Source organism: Prevotella sp. HUN102, assembly GCF_000688375.1.
In the GTDB taxonomy this organism is placed as follows: domain Bacteria; phylum Bacteroidota; class Bacteroidia; order Bacteroidales; family Bacteroidaceae; genus Prevotella.
Window position 1 is genome coordinate 2181789 of sequence record NZ_JIAF01000004.1, and the last position, 16986, is coordinate 2198774.

The window sequence follows — 16986 nt, forward strand, 5'->3', positions numbered from 1 at the left end:
TGAATCGCTTTTCGGCATCAGGCCAACTGCTCAGTTGGCGGTAAAAAAAGGGTTTAACTTGCCTGCGCCCTCCTCGTCGCCACGTTTGTTCTGCAACTGTCTTGCTTTGAGTTCTATCGTGCGAAGCCTGTCCTTGTACAGGTTGTTGGCATTCACTTTGTCAATACTCAGTGCAGCGTCGCTGTTGCCACCCCAACGACGGCACAGATACAGCTCTTCGTAGATGCGGCCGATACGGAAATTACGACTGAAAGCCAATCCCATAGCATAGTCTTCGCCATAGCTCGTATTGGGGAATTTCACTTCGCGCGCCAACGGCGTATAGAAGGCACGTGGCGCACCCAATCCGTTGATGCGTAAAGCATTGTTACAACCGTTTTCCTCGGTCCACTCGGCGTGGTTGATAAGTCCGGGAGGCAATGTGTTCAGGTCGAAATCGCACATACGGTACGAGCCGATAATCATTGCCGCATTCTGTTCGTGGAACGCATCCACAATCTTCTGCAACGTATGTTCGGAAGAATAGAGGTCGTCGCTGTCCAACTGCACGGCAAAACGGCCACAATGTTCGTCGTTTACGGCATAGTTCCAACACCCACCGATGCCCAAATCGTTTCTGTTCGGCACAAGATGTATCAGCCGTTCGTCCTCTGCCGCCAATTCGGAGAGTATCTCCGTGGTCCTGTCGGACGAATGATTGTCTACCACTATCACATTAAAGCTGAAATCTGTTTCTTGTTTCAAGGCTGACTCCACGGCATCACGTATCGTCTTTTCACGATTGAAAACCGGAATTACAACCGAAGCCTCAACGTCGAAATTCTCTTCTTCAAAATCGGGCTGCTCATATCTGCCCGTATCTATCAACGCACCAACTTCCCCGAGGTGCGCAGTTGCAGCCTTTTCCATTTCAATCTGCACCTCACGGTTGCGTGGATTCACATAGTCGAACTGCTTCTCGCCACTTGCACGCAGGTCGTTTTCCTCCTCCGTATAGAGAAATTCGTTCAGATGGAACAGAGTCCCCATTCTGCTAAGGCACAAACGGAGGTCGTACCAGCCTGCAAACTTATAATCGGTTTCGCCGTGAAGTTTTGCATACGCCTTCAAAGCACCTGCACCGATGAGCACCAACGAACCGAAATCGAAGTCGTCGCGGATGCTGCCCAACTGATAGTCGATAACCGGATGCTTCACAGTCTTGCCGTCTTCCACGGAATAATGGTCGGCATAGACCATCGTTGCATCCGTGGCCGAAGCCACCTGCACAAAGCGTTCAACAGCCTGATAGCCCAAAGTTATCGGAGAAGTCTTCATATAGAACAGAGCATAGTCGGCAGTTGTCTTTTCCGCCATCGTCAGCATTGCCTGTTTCGACAGGATATTATCTACCACGAGCGTGCTTACTCCGTCTGGCAATGTCGCATCTGCACTCATTTCGCCCGAAACGAGCAGATAAATGTGATTCACCACACCTCTGACTTGGAACTGTTCAGCCATCTGAACAGCCTTCTGCATATCTTCGCAAGGAAGGAAACAGTCTATTTTTCTTCTTATATCCATTAGATTTCTGATTCTTACAAATGTTGTCTAGCGCAACAACTATCGGTTGCAAACCCTTGAAAGCCCTATTGGCTTAACCTATGCAAAGATAGAGAAGAAATACGAAAAAGACGAAAGAAAAATATTTTTTTAGAACCTTAAAGTACAGACGGAGCAATAAAAAGTGCAGATGCTTCGTCAAAACAAATTACGGAACTATTGGTTTTGCAACCCAGTTTGCCGTCTCGCATCATTCTTCAATCCATCAGCGAGAACTTTGCTTTGTAAAAAATGATTACCAAAAAACGCGCGCTCAAAATTTTCATTCCAGAGATTTACAGACATCAAACTGGCGTTCATTAAACAAAAATACCGCCTTTGGCTTTCATTTATCGCAACTTTGCAATACGTTCTTCGCTTATTTGTATTGCGTTCTTCGCACACTTGCATCCGATTTTTCGCACATTTACTTCGAGAAAACAGTCCATTTCTTCCGATATAATATCCTTTTAAAGAACTTTTCTTCTTCTGTTTTCCCAAAACAAACCTATACAAAGACATAATCAACTGAAATACAGCGTTTTATTAAACACGTCCAAAACCTGCATATTTGAAAATTATTTCTCTTGCGTTTCAAAAACAGGGCTGAATTTCGGGCTGTTTGTAAATATTATTCAGAACATTTGAGTAGAGAAGAAACCAAGAACTCTGTTTAAATTAATATAAAAAAAACTGGCAGCTGCTGAAACAACTGCCAGTCTTCTCAATAAGTGGACCTGGTGGGAGTCGAACCCACGTCCGCACAAGGAAACCATACGCTTTCTACATGCTTATTTCAGCCTTTGGTTTTCGAGCTACAGCAAGACCTGAACCACCAACTGCAGCCTTATCCTCTAAGTTTCACCCGGGCATCGAGGCCTACTCGGGCTATTTCCGATTTAGTCTGCATCGCTGACTCTCCGGATTCGGATCAACATCCTCGGAGCGATGTCTCGTTCCATCACCTTGTAACGGAATTAAGCTAATAATCTACTATACTTCGATTAAGCAGCGAGAGCGTAGTTGTTTTCGCCAATTAATTTTCTGATAACTGAGATTTAGGAGCCAGCCACCGAAGCTCCGCATGCTTACATACCATCTCGTCTTGCCGTCAAATCCAAACAAGCCCAGTATATTACGGCGCAAAGGTAATCATTATTTCTGAAACAAATGAGTTTTACGCCCTTATTTTATCTTCTTTTTAATGAAGGGAATATTCTATACAAAGTTTATTAACTTTTCCATTTCGAGCAAGAATGCTTCCACTTGAGGGAAATACGGCTTAACTTCTTCTTCCGTAGCATCGAACATATCATCATACTTAGCCTCTTCAAGGATTCCCTTGGCTTTTTCTATGCGATAGGTCAGCAGGGCTTTGCGTTCTTCAGGTATCAGCATAGTTCTATTCCGTCTGTTTCTACATTATGCAAGAATGCAGAATGGGCACGTTTGTTCCATTCGTCCATCGTATATATAAGTGGATGAATCATTGCATCGAGCTGCCATCCCAATTCCCAGAAAGGAAAACTGTATTTATCGCGGTCAATGGATTTAATCTGCTTCTTGTTCAATAATATGAGAATGTCCCAATCAGACTCGGAAGTTGCTTCGCCACGTGCCTGTGAGCCGAAAAGAATTATCTTTCCGTCTTTAGGTTTAATCTGTCTTGCCACTTCCAAGATAGACTTAAACACTTCATTGTCTGTGATTTGCCTTCTCATAATGCAAAGATAAACAAACTTCTGTAAATCTGCAACTTTTCAATTCCTATTTAGATGGATTCCATAAGCAAGTGCAAAGTATGTTTTCTCCTTTGAGCATTTCCACCACCGTTCTTGCAGGGGGACAGCTTTCTTTGTTAAAATATATATTATTTCAGAATGTTTTTCTGTAAAATCGGGTGTAATTCATATCTATTATATAAATTTGTGGAGAATAATCATTAAACAATTACGCATAATGGAAAACAAGAATGAATTGAAAAAGCAAACCATTGAGATACCTGAAGATTGGGGAATGTATATGCAGAGCTTAGACGACAAGCCGGCATTGACCCGCACAAACCTTGCCCTGTATCCACTTGCTCCTATCGCAGAGTATAAATACCGTCTGCAGTTGGCTGTATATTATCAGAATGAAACTGAAACCGGGCTGCCCATTCAGGAAGAAAATCCTTCACTTTGGAAAATTGAAGACAGGTTTATAGAAATTCTAAAGGAAAGCGATGCCATTGACGCTGGATTAATGAAGTGGAACAACCGCGTGAATTTCTTCTTCTATGTAAAGGACGCTGCCGGGATGGAAGACCTTTTTGTAAATGGGCTGAAGAAAGATTTTCCTGATTATGAATATAAACTTTGGGTAGATTTGGACGAAGAATGGGAATGCTATCTTGAAACTTTATACCCAGACAAGTATTCAATGCAGGAAATTCAGAACAACAAGGTGCTCCAAGCATTGCAAAATGACAATGATAATTTGGCAGAAGAACGTACCATTGAGCATTTTACTTTCTTCAAAAACGAGCAATCCGCCGATGACTTCATTGCCAAAACAGAGAAAGAAGGCTTTAAGGTGTTCTCGCGTGAGGTAAGAGAGGACGACGAGTACCCATATCTGGTAGGTGTATCGCGTGTGTTGATGCTCCCGATGACATACACGGGATAACGTGGCTCTTATTGGACGCCGCGGAAGAGTGTGGAGGAGATTACGACGGATGGGGATGCACGATAGTTGAATAGAATAAAATCGGATAAAACAGAATAGGACAAAATAAAACAGAATAAAGGAAGACTCTCAAGCGAGTCTTCCTTTATTTTGTTTGTATGAATTAAGCGTTTATGCTTCCTTGTCGTACTCCAGATGGAAGTGTACGGCTGTCTCGATGCCCTTCTTCCACAGGTCTACCGGCATATTCTCATTCGGAGAGTGGATGGCGTTCGATTCCAGACCAAATCCCATCAGCACGCTCTTCACACCGAGCAGCTTCTCGAAGGTGGAGATGATTGGAATACTTCCACCGATGCGAACCGGCAACGGACGCTTGCCGAAGACAGTCTCAAAGCCGCGCTCGGCAGCCTTGTAGGCGGGGAAGTCGATAGGACAAACGTAGCCGTAGCCACCGTGGAGCGGCTGCACCTTAACTTCCACCGTGTCAGGAGCCACGCTGTTGAAGTAGTCCACAACGAGCTGGCTTATCTTCTTGTAGTCCTGATGCGGCACGAGACGTGAGGAAATCTTCGCGTATGCCTTTGACGGAAGCACGGTCTTCGCACCTTCGCCGGTGTAGCCGCCCCAAAGTCCGCATACATCGAACGACGGACGGTAGCCTGTGCGCTCGATTGTGCTGTATCCCTCTTCGCCGAACACGTTCTTGATGCCGAGCGACTTCTTGTACTCGTCCATATTGAAAGGAATAGAAGCCACGAGGTCGCGCTCTTCCCTTGATGCCTCTTCCACATCGTCGTAGAAGCCCGGGAAACGAATCTTGCCGTCAGGACCGGTCACATCGCCGATGAGCTTGCAGAGAATGTTGGCGGGATTGGCAACTGCGCCGCCGAAAGTACCCGAGTGGAGGTCGTGGTCAGGACCCGTTACCTCAATCTGCCAGTATGCCAGACCGCGCAGACCGGTCGTGATGGAAGGCACGTCGGCAGCTATGAGCGTGGTATCGGAAACGAGAATCACGTCGCATTTCAGCAAGTCCTTGTGCTCCTCGATGAACGGACCGAGGCTGCCCGAGCCGATTTCCTCCTCGCCCTCGAAGATGAACTTCATATTGTGCTTGAGCAGATCGTGCTTGTTGAGATATTCAAAAGCCTTGGCCTGAATGAACGACTGACCCTTGTCGTCGTCAGCACCACGTGCCCAGATGTGTCCGTCCTTCACCACCGGCTCGAACGGCTCTGTCTTCCACAGCTCGAACGGTTCGGCAGGCATCACGTCGTAGTGGCCGTAAACCAGAACGGTCTTTGCATTCGGGTCCACCATTCTTTCGGCATATACCATAGGATTGCCCTTCGACGGCATTACCTCTGCCTTGTCCACACCTGCTTCCAGAAGCAGCTCCTTCCATCTTTCGGCGCATCTCACCATATCTTCCTTGTGGTCGGGTTGCGCACTTACGCTTGGAATGCGTATCAGGCTGAAAAGCTCTTCGAGCATTCTCGCCTCGTTTTCTTCTACATATTTCTTTATCATAGTAATAAATGTTTGAGATATTTCTTTCATAGTTCCATTGCCCAAAGAGCAATGCTCTGCAAATATACTAATTTTTTCTCAATACCGATACAAAAGCATAAATATCTTTCCGTATCCGGCATACTATATATATAAGGTGTAAATTCTGCCGCACAGCGCGATCGTGCCGACGGCAGAGAGGAAAATAAAAAAACAATTCCCGAAAATAGTGCAAACCACACAGATTTCCCGTCCCGTTTTCATAAGAAGATAATCAACTGACAAACAGTTAATTACGTTGCAATCCCATTGCATTCAGAGAGACGTTGTTTTGCTTCTCTAAAAAAGTACGTACTTTTTCGTTGAAAATCTATCCTAAACGGTCAAAAAATGAGCGGACATAGCAAATGATTTGTGGGTCAGTCAGTTCTGAATGTTCGACCATTCTGGGAAAAACCGCCAAAAGACGGACATTTGCCAACTTTGGACAGAGCAGCGTTACTAAAACATTACCCTATATCTAACTGGGAAGGAATGGCAAAAACGGTAACGAATGGGCTAACCCCCAACTGAAATCTTCTGCAAAGATAGCTCGATTAAGGGACAATAGGAAGAAAAAAGGCAAAAAAAATGAATGCTTGGAATCTTTCCCGTCAAAGTACAATGAATTGCGTATCAGCGGATAACCTGACAATAAATAGTTTTGTAACTTATAAAGAGTCAGAGTTATGCGAAGTACGTTTAAGGTTCTGTTCTACCTCAAAAAGAACGCCCCTAAGAAAGACGGTTCCGTTCCCGTGATGTGTCGCATCACCATCGACGGAACCATTGCACAGTTCAGCTGCAAATGCGACATCCTCCCCAATCTATGGGATGTCAAGAGTAACCGGGCTTCGGGAAAGAGTGCCGTGGCATTGGAGACCAACCGCTTCTTGGATAAGATCCGGGTGGGTATCAATGCCAAATACAAGGAGATTGCCGAAAGGGACAACTATGTCACAGCGGAGAAAGTAAAAAACGCTTTTTGGGGTCTGGAGATGCGGCACGAGACACTGCTGACGGTCTATGCCCAACACAATGAAGATTTTGCCAAGCAGGTCGATGCAGGCTTACGAAGCCAATCCACTTACGACAAGTATTGCACGGTCTATAAGCACTTGGAAGAATTCATCAGGACACGCTACCGTCTGAGCGATATTGCCTTGCGAGAGCTTACTCCCGCATTCATCACGGACTTTGAGATTTTCCTTCGCACGGAAAAACAGTGTTGCAACAATACCGTATGGATTTACATGATGCCTTTGCGCCGAATGATTACCATTGCCCAAAATCACGGCTGGATAGTTCGAGACCCGTTCGTGGACTACAGTATCTCCGCCGAGAGTACGGAAAGGGATTATTTGACCAAGGACGAGATACGTCAAATGATGGATTTGAAGTTTCGCCGCAAGTCAATGGAGTTGGTGCGTGACCTGTATGTATTCTGCTGCTTTACCGGCTTGTCGTTTACCGATATGAAGAACCTGACCAAAGACAATGTGCAGACTTCATTTGACGGTAAGTTGTGGATTATGACCAAGCGACAGAAGACAGGCGTGGAATCCAACATTATGCTGATGGACATTCCCATGAGGATTATCGAAAAGTACGACGGTATGGCAAAGGAAAATTATCTCCTGCCCGTTCCGCAGTACATTACCGCTCGCAAGAACCTCAAAACAATCATCGGGCTTTGCGGAATAGAGAAGAACATAACGTGGCACACCAGTCGCCATACCATGGCAACGGAAATTTGTCTGACCAATGGAGTTCCCATTGAAACGCTTTCCAAGATGCTCGGGCATACCAATATCCGCACGACACAGATTTATGCTAAAATCACCCACGAGAAAGAGAGTCAGGACATGAATACCCTTTCCGACAAGTTAAGTAAGATAGAGCAATTCAGCGATATCATCATATAATGAAAAGGAGGACGCACGATGAAAAGAGAAATCATAACCATTAGCGGGAATGGAGACATACACATCCCGACTGCTCCCGTTTGGATGTCAGTTTGCGAGATTGCCGACCTGCTCGGGGCTTTCTCCGGCAAGGTGAACGCACAAATCAAAACGATATTCAAAGAAGGTCTCCTGATGGAGGCGGAAGCGATGAGAACAATCCGCTCTGAACAAGGATTTATTGATTTGTACAGTATGGAAATGATAACGATGCTGTCGTTTCGTATAGCCACGCCAGAGGCAAAGGCTTTGCGAAGATGGATAATAGGAAAACTTTCGGAGAAGAAAGTTTCATCTCCACCTATGATAATCTGCTATACCGTTGGCGGACGGCTTTGTTAAGAGGAGTGCGAATAAAAGGAGACAGGCTGTGAGATAAGATTTCTCGCAGCCTGTCTCCTTTCATCATTCTTCAAATCGTGGATGGTAGTTTTCCTGTAGCAATTTCTCTACCTCCTCTTCTTTATAGAGGACTTTCCCTCCTAATTTGACAAACGGGATACGCCCCATATCGCGATAGTCTTGCAGGGTGCGTCGATTGACATGCAGCCGTCGGGAAAGTTCCTCGTCCGTCAAATACCGCTGCCCTTGGAGCATCGGTCTGTTTCTTTTCCTCAGAGCGTCTATCCCTTTTATCATACGGTCGGAGGCATTGAGGAAGTGCATAATTTCTTCGTCATTCTTGGTCTTAACATTATTACTCATAGTTCTACTTTGGATTTAATGGTGATTAAGATACTGTGTCACGGAGAGACCGACTTGTCTATCAGTTTCTGCACGTCCTCCGGTTTATAGTACATCTTGTAGCCTATCTTTGTATAGGGGAAAGTCCGGTTACTCCGATAGGTTTGCAGTGTACGCAAGCTGACGTTCAGAATTTGGCAGACGTCTTGGTTGTCCAACCATTTGCCCATTCTCTTCTCGTCCGATTCCCGACAGAGGGCATCGACCTTGGCAGTCAGGATGCGGAAACGCTCCATCATCGCCTCATACGTTTTCTTCTCGATTGCTATTACTTCCATGTTTCAATTTTTAAGTTTGGATATTACGATATGCAAATTTAATGACAGCGTATGTGAGAAAGAGACACTTTCATATAACTGCGTGCTTGTGGCTTTGATATGACAGCCAGTGTCTTCGGACTTGAATGCCCGGAAATAAAAATCTCTATTCAGTACATATTTAGCATACAATCCGAACGATTTTAATGTCCGAACTTTGCACCATAATCAAATAAAAAGAGCGATGGATGTCATTACGATTGAAAGTAAAGCCTACCATGATTTGATGGGCAAGATAGAGAAGATACTCCGATATGTGGAGAAGGAGGAACAGGCGAAGGAGGAGTATGAAAACCGCTTGATCACCAACAAGGATTTAGCCGAGATACTCGGCATCAGCCAGCGCACCCTTCAGAGGCTGCGAAGTTCGGAACGTATCGGCTACAAGATTATTCTTGGACGATGCTATTACGACTTGAAAGACATAGAGGAAGCGATACGCAAGAAAAGCCTGTGCTGCAATCCTCAAAACATAAAAGAACTTAGACGGAATTTCCTACTTAAAACCAAGAGAACGAAATAGCGTATGGAACTATTGGACAGAGACACTTTTCTTGAATGGATGGAACGGATTATGACCCGTTTCGACCATCTGAAGCAGACCATTCCCGACATTCCCCAACGTCCGATGCTCAACGGCGAGCCGCTTTTGGACAATCAGGAGGTCTGCATGATGCTGCAAGTCAGCAAGCGAACCTTGCAGCGTTACCGGGATTCGGGAACGCTCCCATTCCATATCATCTACCACAAGACGTGGTATCTTGAATCGGAGATAACCGCCTTTATGAAGCACCATTTCACCGAGAATATGAAAAGGAAACGCAAAAGAAAAACATAGAAACAATCTTTGCTTTTTGTTTTGTACGCGTAAAATCCCGTCCCGTCGTGATGACGAGGCGGGATTTGCACATAAAAAATGATTTTCCTATTCAGAAATTAGGTGTATAGAGAATTATTCACTATTTTTGTAGCAAATTACACGCACTCATTTCTTTTGTAAATATGATGAGACTAAATAGAATAAAAGAAGTTCTTGAGGAAAAGGGCATTTCCCAAAAGTGGTTGGCGAAGGAACTTAATAAAAGTTTTAGTACCATAAACGCTTATGCTTGTAATCGACAACAGCCTTCTCTTGAGATTTTATATCGGATATCAAGAATATTGCAAGTAAAGACATCAGCCCTTTTAGTTGATAATGACTATAAATAGATACTATGAATAAGAAATCCGAACCCATATATCGCTCTCTTTTTGAAGAAGACTACCTTGTTAGAACGTTGAACAGTTCTATAACCAGCCAAGCTGATATTGCTTTGACAGAACTTGTTGCAAATGCTTGGGATGCTGGTGCTACAAAAGTAAGCATCTTCATTCCTGATGAATATGGAGAAATCCTTGTCGTAGAAGATGATGGAAATGGCTTGACAGAAGAAGAATTTCAACAACGTTGGATGACACTGGGATATAACAAACTAGCACATCAAGGCAAACAGGTTCTATTTCCAGATAAAAAGAAAAGAAGTCCTCGCATGGCTTATGGTCGTAATGGTATTGGCAGGCATAGCCTTTTATGCTTTAATGACGAATATCATATTGTCACTTCAAAAAACGGTAAAGAACTTTCCCTTACAGTTTCAACTAAAATAAAAGATCAAGCGATCGCAGTTATTGAACAAAATATCTCATCCTCTTCAAAACATGGTACAAGGTTGGAAGTTCGTGTTGAAAGAAACCTTCCAAATGTGGATAAAATCAGAGAAATAATATCCTCTCGTTTCCTACACGATCCCGAGTTTGTAATCGAAGTAAACAAACAACAGCTTTCCTTAGATCAAATGGAAGGGTTGTTGGATACGACTGAACTAACGACTCCCGATGGATATAACATTACAGCGAACTTTGTAGATTCAAAAAAATCGTCTCGTAAAAGTATTTATCAGGGAATTGCTTTTTGGGAAAGCGGTCGTTTGATTGGTATTCCATCATGGATATTAGGATCTGTTTTCTATTTAGACGGTCAAACCGCCCTTGCTAAGAGATATACGATCGTAATACAAAGCAATGAATTGGCAGAATTGGTCAGGGAAGATTGGAGTGGCTTCAAAAATACAAATGAAACCGAGAATTTGTACCGAACAGTTGCAGAGTATGTGAAGACAATGTTTGAACAAACAGCAAAGGCGAATTTAGAAGAAACAAAGGCTATTGTGAAGAAGGAATTGGCGACTAAATTAAAAGAAGCTTCTCCATTGGCTCAGTATGAGGTAGATGAAATCATAGAGAACATTTCGATAAATTCTCCTACAGCAACTAAAGAGACAATATCTATTGCTGTTGAAGCTGTATTAAATTTAGAGTCATCGAAAAATGGACAGGAACTTTTAATGAAACTCTCTCAACTTACGGAAGAAGATATTACCGGTCTTAATACGATACTCAATAAGTGGTCTGTAAAGGATGCCCTCACCGTATTGAGTGAAATTGATAGACGCCTATCCATCATTGAAGCAATAAGAAAACTTTCTAAAGAAAAGGACACGGATGAATTACATGTTTTGCATCCTCTTGTAACCGAATCACGATGGCTCTTCGGTCCCGAATACGATACTCCTGAATATACCTCTAACAGACAACTTCAGACTGTAATGAGAAGCCTGTTCAAAATGGATGTTCAGAATGAAGTCGGGGTAAAAACAAATAGAAGACCAGACCTTGTCGTTTTAGCTGATAGTACCTCTCTTTCAATGACAGGTGTGGAAGAGTTTGGTGATAATGAGCTAGCTACAATAACCAAAGTTCTGATAGTTGAACTAAAACGAGGAGGCTTTGAAATAACAAGTAAAGAAAGAAATCAAGCTACTGACTATGTAGACAGTTTGATTGCATTGGGAATTAATACTGCAAAAATAACAGCTTTTGTCGTAGGAGATAAAGTGGCAAAAGGGTTACAACGTCAGTATCGTGCAGGTTCTAAAGATGAAGGAAGCATCTTCTTGACAGATTTTGACCAACTTGTTGATACTGCAGAGAAACGAATGTTTGGACTTAGGAATAAATTAGCAGCAATGTATGATGATATTCCCGGAATGGCTTTATATCAACAATCCAAATTGAAGTTGTTCTGAAATGGTATAAATTCTAAAAGGACGAATTACAACAATTGTAGTTCGTCCTTTTGTTTTAGATTTTCGGTCTGACGATAAACACCTTTTCTGCCAGAGACGGCGGCAGTCCGTCCATAGAGGGCTGTGTAGCGGAGATACTCTGCCCGCTGCTTTCCAACGGTCTGTCGGTTTGAGCCGCAGAGGTGCTGACGGAGGGAGCGGTGACAGTCGGCTCAATCGGACGTGACCGTTCCATTTCTTCCGTCTTTCCTGCGCTGTCCTGCATCATCTCCGCACCTTCTTGATCACTCTCTCCCTGCTCAATCGGTTTTAGGGAAAGCTGTATCTTGCGGTCAAGGGCGGCAAGTTCCGTTTTGAGGTCTTTGAGCTGCTCTTCCTTCTTCCAAGAGCCGTTCACGACCTCCTGCAAAACAGGAATATCCTTGGCTATCTTTTCCGTGTCAGCCTTAAACCTCTCAATCAAGCCGGGTATCTTCTCCAAGGCATTCAGGAAATTCATACAGGCGAGTTGCGGGTCTGCCGCTATCCTGCCGTTGTTGTAGCTGTACTTCATTCCGCTTTCTCCCATCACGAAGAACTTGTTCTGCGAAAGGTCGAAAAGGTCCTTGGAGGAAGACTCCGTCTTGACCACGAGGTTAAATCCGTAGAGTGTTCCGATATTGAAATACTCTCCCCGTGTGCAGGCTTTCTCGTTGATTTCCGCGAGTTTGGCAGCAATGCGTTTCGGGTCGCTGCCTTCCACTCCTTTGAGTGTTATCGGGTTGAGTGTGTTTCCCTCTTTGTCTTTCTGTACACGGCTTTGATACAAGTCCCAGTCGCTTTGGAAACGGGCTATCAATTCCTTGTTTCCGTCCACCGTTCTCATAACTTCGTCCAATCGGCTTCGGGAGGATGACTTACTGCGAATGAACGCCTGCCGTTCGCTGTCCAAACCCGCAATCTTCTTTTCCAACTTTGCCTTTTCCAACAAATCGGTATTTCCGGAGAGGATGGCAACGTATTCGGAAAAATTCATTCCTGATTTCTCGTCCATACTTCCCTCATCAATGGTACGGCTACCCATACGGTTGTTTTTAAGCTGTTCGATGAAGAGTTGCTTGTTGTGCAACAAGTTGAATTTATAGCTGTCAAGCGACTTCTCCACGGCGTAGATGATGACATCCACCTTGTTGTCCGCATGAAATTTGGCTACCTCGTTACCCTTACGCACGGCTCTTCCGTCCCTCTGCTCCAAGTCGGAAGGACGCCACGGTGTGTCCAGATGATGAATGGCAACGGCACGCTTCTGGGCATTCACGCCCGTGCCGAGCATAGAAGTGGAACCGAACAATACACGGATTGTACCTTCATTCATTCCCGCAATGAGCGTCTTTCGAGCTTTGTCGGTCTTGGCTTCCTGAATAAAGCGTATCTCCTGAGCGGGAATGCCGTGATCTTCTACCAACTTGCGCTTGATTTCGGAATAAGGATTCCATTCGCTGGGCTTATAAGTGCCGAGGTCGCTGAATACAAACTGCGTTCCTTTCTGCTCATTGAACTTACGGTAGTACTCCGCAATCTTGGCGGCACAGTGGGAAGCCTTGTTGTCCACATGATCTCCGTACCTGTCGGGGTCAATAAGCCTCAGATCCAAACTCATCTTCCTCGCATAATCAGTGGTTAAGAATTAGAGGAAACAAAGGGAAAGGCAAGGAATGTAACTATTTGAAATATCATCATTTAGAATTTTCTTACTATTTTGAGAGTAAGCAAAAACGAGCATCAAACGGCAGGAGTTCCGTTACCAAATCGTAACCCATCGAGGAAAAAGCAAAAAGGGGTTACGAATTGAATGTAAACGACTGTATCATAGTTTTTTATTCCTTATCTTTCATTTTTCTGCATCGCTCAAAAAGACTTGTTCATCTGTACCTTTGCAAGCAAAGGTAACTTAGGAAAAAACGACAGAAAAAATGAAGGAAAACAAACTGAAAGTATCGTTCTTCGTTCAGGCGAAACGAACCGACAAGCAAGGACTTGTGCCTGTCATCGGGCGCATCTCCGTTGGCAGAACCCATTCGGGCTTCTCTACCAAGTGCAAGACTCCGCTCGCTCTTTGGGACAGCCGCAAGCAACGGCTCATCGGCAAGAGTGCAATAGCGGTGTCCGTCAATCAGAAACTCGGTGAATGCACCGCACTCATCCACGCACGATTTCACGAACTCGGTGAAAGGAAAGAATGCTTCACCGCCACAGACGTAAGGGATGCCTATCAGGGGAAAATCCACTGCCATGCCCTGCTCTTGGAGAGTTTCGGGGAGTATCTCACACAGACAAAGGAGCGCATAGGCATCGACCGAGCCTTGAAGACGTTCAAACTCCGTACCTACCAACTCTCCTTGCTTCGTGAGTATGTGCAGAAAAAGCATAAAGTAAGCGACATCCCCCTTTCACAGTTGGACAAAGCCTTTATCGAGGGCTTCGAGTATTATCTCACCATCGACCGCAGACTGAAACGCAGCAGCGTATCGAGTGCCTTGTCCACCTTGCAGACCATCATCCGCATGGCGGTGAAGAAAGGCGTGCTGGACTTCTATCCGTTCTTGGGCTACAGTTACGAGCGACCAAAGGGCGAACCGAGAAGTATCACGCAGGAAGAACTTGGGCATATCATCGACTTGGAGATTGAATGGGAGAACTACCGTGTTGTCCGTGATTTGTTCGTCTTCTCCTGCTTTTCAGGACTGGCAATCTCCGATGTCCGCAATCTCAAAGAGGAAAATATTGTCTTGGAAGAGGGTGAACTCTGCATCAAAGGCAGACGCATGAAAACCAAGACCCCGTACCGTGTACAAGTACTTCCTCCTGCTTGGGCGATAATGGAGCGGTACAGGGGAAAGCGTGCAGGGTTTGTCTTTGACGTGCCGACTACCGACATCATCCACAACGGCATGCACCACATACAGAGAAACATCGGCATGGAAACTCCGCTGACCTTCCACATGGCTCGCCATACCTTTGCATCGCTTATCACACTCTCGGCAGGTGTACCTATTGAAACGGTGAGCCGTATGCTCGGACACACCAACCTGAGAACAACACAGGTATATGCCGCGGTTTCCTCCGGGAGAATCCATCGGGATATGCAGACGATACAGCAACGAATACAAGATACATTCACCTTAAAACTTTGAACTTATGGCACGAAGTACATTCAAGACACTCTTTTATATCAACCGTTCCAAAGAGAAAAAGAACGGCAAATGCCCGATTATGGGACGCATCACCATAGACGGAGAACAAGTACAGTATAGCACAGGAAAGGAAACCGCTCCAGAACTTTGGGACAGTCGCAAGGGGCGGTGCAAAGGAACGGACGAAGAAACAAAGGAAATTAACCGCTATTTGCAAACCAAAGAGGAACAGTCCAAAGGCAAGTATCAAGAATTGGTCTGGCAGCGTGGCTATATCACTGCCGAGCTGCTGAAGCGTGAACTCATGGAAGAAGACAAGCCCAAAGGTTTTCTTTTGGAGGAAGCACGACTTTTCATAGAGGAAAAACGTCCTTGTGTGGGAATAACGGTTGCCAAGCCTACCTTTGCCAACTACATCTATGCCACACAACTCATAGAGGCTTATATGCGTGAACGCTTGGGGCTGGAGGATATTCGCTACCCACAGTTGGACTACGGCTTTATCGAGGGGATGGACTTCTACCTAAAAAGTGAGCGCAACCTCTCCCTTGCCACCATTCAGATTGTGGTCATCTTCCTAAGAAAGCTCATCGGCATCGGTCAGCAGAAGAAGTATATCCGCATCGATCCGTTTGCGGATTACAAGGCGGAACTTCCACACCGCACAAGGCGTTATCTCACAACGGAAGAACTGCAGCGGGTACTGCAAACACCCATCATTGACAGACAGTTTGAGCGTGCAAGACAACTATTCCTTTTCTGCGCTTTTACAGGATTGGCTCGTGTGGACATGCAACGGCTCAAACCAAAGCACATCATCTGTAATGCTGACGGTACACAGGAAATCCGAATCAAAAGGCAGAAAACGGACGTGGAAGCCATCATTCCACTCCTGCCCATTGCCAAGCAAATCCTTTCGCTCTATATCAAGGACAAGAAAGCAGACGACTTGATATTTCCCAATCTTACAATAAGGAAAGCATCCTTTGCGTGTGTGAACATCGGGCAGATATGCCGGATAGAGAAAGGCTTGACCTTTCACATGGCTCGCCACACATTCTCAACCACGATTTGCCTTTCCAATGGTATTTCGATGGAAACGCTCAGCAAGATGCTCGGACACAGCAATATCGGTACGACACAAATCTACGGAAAGATAACCGACCATAAGATACAGGAGGATATGACTGCACTCACAGACAGGGAGCATACTGTATTTGAAGGTTATTGTGAGTCGATAGCACGGCAGAACGTTCCATTGCAACAAGCATAAAAAGGAAGTAATTGCCAACCATTTATTATTCACGATTAAAGACAAAACGATTATGAAAGATAACAACAAACAGGAACTTTCCTACTTTCGATTGAAATTGGAAAGCTATATGAGTGAGCATCATCCTAAAAGATTGCAAGATACGGAGTTTATTACCGCACGGGCAGATATGGCTCTCACAGCTTACTGCGATGCCGTGGCGCAAGGTTTCACGCACCCCGAAGCGGAAAGCATGGCAAGCGAGGTCTTGTATCAAGGCTTGCACTTTTCCAAGTACGATACGCTTGTATCTGTGTTGGAAAACGAGTTTGAAAGGGAACTGCCTGCACCGCTTCCTGAAAGACTCGCAACCATATTGTTGTCGAATAAGGCTGTTCAAGCCACATTCGCCAAGTTCGGCTTGACGGACACATTGGCTTCTGACGAGCAATACGACCGTCTTTACACCGAACTCACAGGCACGATAGTGCTGCTCATCGAGAGCAATCATCTGTCAATAATCGGTCAGACGGAGGGGTAAGCCCAAAGGCGTTGTAAGCAAAGGCACACGCAAAGTCCCTGATGCCGTTTCTTATCGTGCAAAGGTACAAC

General features: G+C 44.9%; 17 protein-coding genes, 1 other RNA gene and 1 pseudogene. 11 read left to right on the forward strand and 8 right to left on the reverse strand.

What is annotated here, in order from left to right:
* Positions 1 to 30: 30 nt before the first annotated feature.
* The 4 genes from P150_RS18225 to P150_RS0114770 all read right to left on the reverse strand — a co-directional run bounded on the left by P150_RS18225 (position 31) and on the right by P150_RS0114770 (position 3302).
* A complete protein-coding gene (locus tag P150_RS18225) occupies positions 31 to 1563 on the reverse strand; it encodes a glycosyltransferase (protein ID WP_028898370.1) in 1533 nt (510 codons plus the stop codon).
* Positions 1564 to 2310: 747 nt separating this feature from the next.
* Positions 2311 to 2710: a transfer-messenger RNA gene (ssrA, locus tag P150_RS17245) on the reverse strand.
* A gap of 89 nt (positions 2711 to 2799) precedes the next feature.
* Positions 2800 to 2979 (reverse strand): hypothetical protein, encoded by a 180-nt coding sequence (locus P150_RS0114765; RefSeq protein WP_028898372.1) that lies wholly within the window; start codon positions 2977 to 2979, stop codon positions 2800 to 2802.
* The gene (locus tag P150_RS0114770) at positions 2973 to 3302 is read right to left on the reverse strand and encodes a nucleotidyltransferase domain-containing protein (protein ID WP_028898373.1); all 330 of its coding nucleotides are present in this window, start codon (positions 3300 to 3302) and stop codon (positions 2973 to 2975) included. Before P150_RS0114770 ends, P150_RS0114765 begins: the two co-directional genes overlap by 7 nt.
* Before the next feature lie 238 nt (positions 3303 to 3540).
* On the opposite strand from P150_RS0114770, the gene P150_RS0114775 reads away from it, so the two are divergent.
* Together P150_RS0114775 and P150_RS18230 are read left to right on the forward strand one after the other, a co-directional pair.
* Positions 3541 to 4248, forward strand: coding sequence for a DUF695 domain-containing protein (locus P150_RS0114775; protein ID WP_028898374.1), 708 nt, complete (start codon positions 3541 to 3543; stop codon positions 4246 to 4248).
* Between the two features lie 11 nt (positions 4249 to 4259).
* On the forward strand, positions 4260 to 4322 hold the full coding sequence (locus P150_RS18230) for a hypothetical protein (protein WP_369793337.1): 63 nt from the start codon (positions 4260 to 4262) through the stop codon (positions 4320 to 4322).
* 97 nt (positions 4323 to 4419) lie between these two features.
* On the opposite strand, the gene P150_RS0114780 is transcribed toward P150_RS18230, so the two are convergent.
* Positions 4420 to 5781 carry a dipeptidase gene (locus P150_RS0114780; protein WP_028898375.1) on the reverse strand — a complete coding sequence of 454 codons (1362 nt, stop codon included), beginning with the start codon at positions 5779 to 5781 and terminating at the stop codon, positions 4420 to 4422.
* Between the two features lie 707 nt (positions 5782 to 6488).
* Between P150_RS0114780 and P150_RS0114785 the strand changes: the two genes are divergently transcribed.
* Both P150_RS0114785 and P150_RS0114790 read left to right on the forward strand, forming a co-directional pair.
* Positions 6489 to 7724, forward strand: a complete 1236-nt coding sequence (locus P150_RS0114785; RefSeq protein ID WP_028898376.1) for a site-specific integrase — start codon at positions 6489 to 6491, stop codon at positions 7722 to 7724.
* Between the two features lie 18 nt (positions 7725 to 7742).
* On the forward strand, positions 7743 to 8105 hold the full coding sequence (locus tag P150_RS0114790; protein WP_028898377.1) for a hypothetical protein: 363 nt from the start codon (positions 7743 to 7745) through the stop codon (positions 8103 to 8105).
* 63 nt (positions 8106 to 8168) lie between these two features.
* Here P150_RS0114790 and P150_RS0114795 read toward each other — a convergent pair whose 3' ends face one another.
* Complete coding sequence (locus P150_RS0114795) at positions 8169 to 8468, reverse strand: helix-turn-helix domain-containing protein (RefSeq protein WP_028898378.1); 300 nt, start codon at positions 8466 to 8468, stop codon at positions 8169 to 8171.
* 38 nt (positions 8469 to 8506) lie between these two features.
* Positions 8507 to 8785, reverse strand: a complete 279-nt coding sequence (locus P150_RS0114800; RefSeq protein WP_028898379.1) for a helix-turn-helix domain-containing protein — start codon at positions 8783 to 8785, stop codon at positions 8507 to 8509.
* A gap of 223 nt (positions 8786 to 9008) precedes the next feature.
* Here P150_RS0114800 and P150_RS0114805 point away from each other — a divergent pair, with 223 nt between their 5' ends.
* The 4 genes from P150_RS0114805 (at position 9009) to P150_RS0114820 (ending at position 11949) form a co-directional block, all read left to right on the forward strand.
* Positions 9009 to 9347 (forward strand): helix-turn-helix domain-containing protein, encoded by a 339-nt coding sequence (locus P150_RS0114805; RefSeq protein WP_028898380.1) that lies wholly within the window; start codon positions 9009 to 9011, stop codon positions 9345 to 9347.
* A gap of 3 nt (positions 9348 to 9350) precedes the next feature.
* Positions 9351 to 9662: a helix-turn-helix domain-containing protein gene (locus P150_RS0114810; RefSeq protein WP_028898381.1), complete on the forward strand. Its 312-nt coding sequence runs from the start codon at positions 9351 to 9353 to the stop codon at positions 9660 to 9662.
* Between the two features lie 167 nt (positions 9663 to 9829).
* Positions 9830 to 10033, forward strand: a complete 204-nt coding sequence (locus P150_RS0114815; protein ID WP_028898382.1) for a helix-turn-helix transcriptional regulator — start codon at positions 9830 to 9832, stop codon at positions 10031 to 10033.
* Positions 10034 to 10038: 5 nt separating this feature from the next.
* Positions 10039 to 11949 (forward strand): ATP-binding protein, encoded by a 1911-nt coding sequence (locus tag P150_RS0114820; RefSeq protein ID WP_028898383.1) that lies wholly within the window; start codon positions 10039 to 10041, stop codon positions 11947 to 11949.
* A gap of 55 nt (positions 11950 to 12004) precedes the next feature.
* On the opposite strand, the pseudogene P150_RS0114825 reads toward P150_RS0114820, so the two are convergent.
* Positions 12005 to 13612: pseudogene (locus P150_RS0114825) on the reverse strand (helicase-related protein); the annotation flags it as partial.
* A gap of 289 nt (positions 13613 to 13901) precedes the next feature.
* On the opposite strand from P150_RS0114825, the gene P150_RS0114830 reads away from it, so the two are divergent.
* Genes P150_RS0114830 through P150_RS0114840 form a run of 3 tightly spaced genes read left to right on the forward strand, consistent with a single transcriptional unit; the run spans position 13902 to position 16915 of the window.
* Positions 13902 to 15122, forward strand: a complete 1221-nt coding sequence (locus P150_RS0114830; RefSeq protein WP_028898385.1) for a site-specific integrase — start codon at positions 13902 to 13904, stop codon at positions 15120 to 15122.
* A gap of 4 nt (positions 15123 to 15126) precedes the next feature.
* Complete coding sequence (locus P150_RS0114835) at positions 15127 to 16395, forward strand: site-specific integrase (RefSeq protein ID WP_028898386.1); 1269 nt, start codon at positions 15127 to 15129, stop codon at positions 16393 to 16395.
* Between the two features lie 52 nt (positions 16396 to 16447).
* Positions 16448 to 16915: a DUF1896 domain-containing protein gene (locus P150_RS0114840; RefSeq protein WP_028898387.1), complete on the forward strand. Its 468-nt coding sequence runs from the start codon at positions 16448 to 16450 to the stop codon at positions 16913 to 16915.
* Positions 16916 to 16986 lie beyond the last annotated feature (71 nt).

Bases quoted from the DNA above. Each gene is read 5' to 3' on its own strand.
- P150_RS0114765 (WP_028898372.1), bottom strand. From the start codon at position 2,979: ATGCTGATACCTGAAGAACGCAAAGCCCTGCTGACCTATCGCATAGAA.
- P150_RS18225 (WP_028898370.1), bottom strand. From the start codon at position 1,563: ATGGATATAAGAAGAAAAATAGACTGTTTCCTTCCTTGCGAAGATATG.
- P150_RS0114830 (WP_028898385.1), top strand. From the start codon at position 13,902: ATGAAGGAAAACAAACTGAAAGTATCGTTCTTCGTTCAGGCGAAACGA.
- P150_RS0114800 (WP_028898379.1), bottom strand. From the start codon at position 8,785: ATGGAAGTAATAGCAATCGAGAAGAAAACGTATGAGGCGATGATGGAG.
- P150_RS0114835 (WP_028898386.1), top strand. From the start codon at position 15,127: ATGGCACGAAGTACATTCAAGACACTCTTTTATATCAACCGTTCCAAA.
- P150_RS0114805 (WP_028898380.1), top strand. From the start codon at position 9,009: ATGGATGTCATTACGATTGAAAGTAAAGCCTACCATGATTTGATGGGC.
- P150_RS0114785 (WP_028898376.1), top strand. From the start codon at position 6,489: ATGCGAAGTACGTTTAAGGTTCTGTTCTACCTCAAAAAGAACGCCCCT.
- P150_RS0114810 (WP_028898381.1), top strand. From the start codon at position 9,351: ATGGAACTATTGGACAGAGACACTTTTCTTGAATGGATGGAACGGATT.
- P150_RS0114780 (WP_028898375.1), bottom strand. From the start codon at position 5,781: ATGATAAAGAAATATGTAGAAGAAAACGAGGCGAGAATGCTCGAAGAG.
- P150_RS0114770 (WP_028898373.1), bottom strand. From the start codon at position 3,302: ATGAGAAGGCAAATCACAGACAATGAAGTGTTTAAGTCTATCTTGGAA.
- P150_RS0114790 (WP_028898377.1), top strand. From the start codon at position 7,743: ATGAAAAGAGAAATCATAACCATTAGCGGGAATGGAGACATACACATC.
- P150_RS0114815 (WP_028898382.1), top strand. From the start codon at position 9,830: ATGAGACTAAATAGAATAAAAGAAGTTCTTGAGGAAAAGGGCATTTCC.
- P150_RS0114840 (WP_028898387.1), top strand. From the start codon at position 16,448: ATGAAAGATAACAACAAACAGGAACTTTCCTACTTTCGATTGAAATTG.
- P150_RS0114775 (WP_028898374.1), top strand. From the start codon at position 3,541: ATGGAAAACAAGAATGAATTGAAAAAGCAAACCATTGAGATACCTGAA.
- P150_RS0114820 (WP_028898383.1), top strand. From the start codon at position 10,039: ATGAATAAGAAATCCGAACCCATATATCGCTCTCTTTTTGAAGAAGAC.
- P150_RS0114795 (WP_028898378.1), bottom strand. From the start codon at position 8,468: ATGAGTAATAATGTTAAGACCAAGAATGACGAAGAAATTATGCACTTC.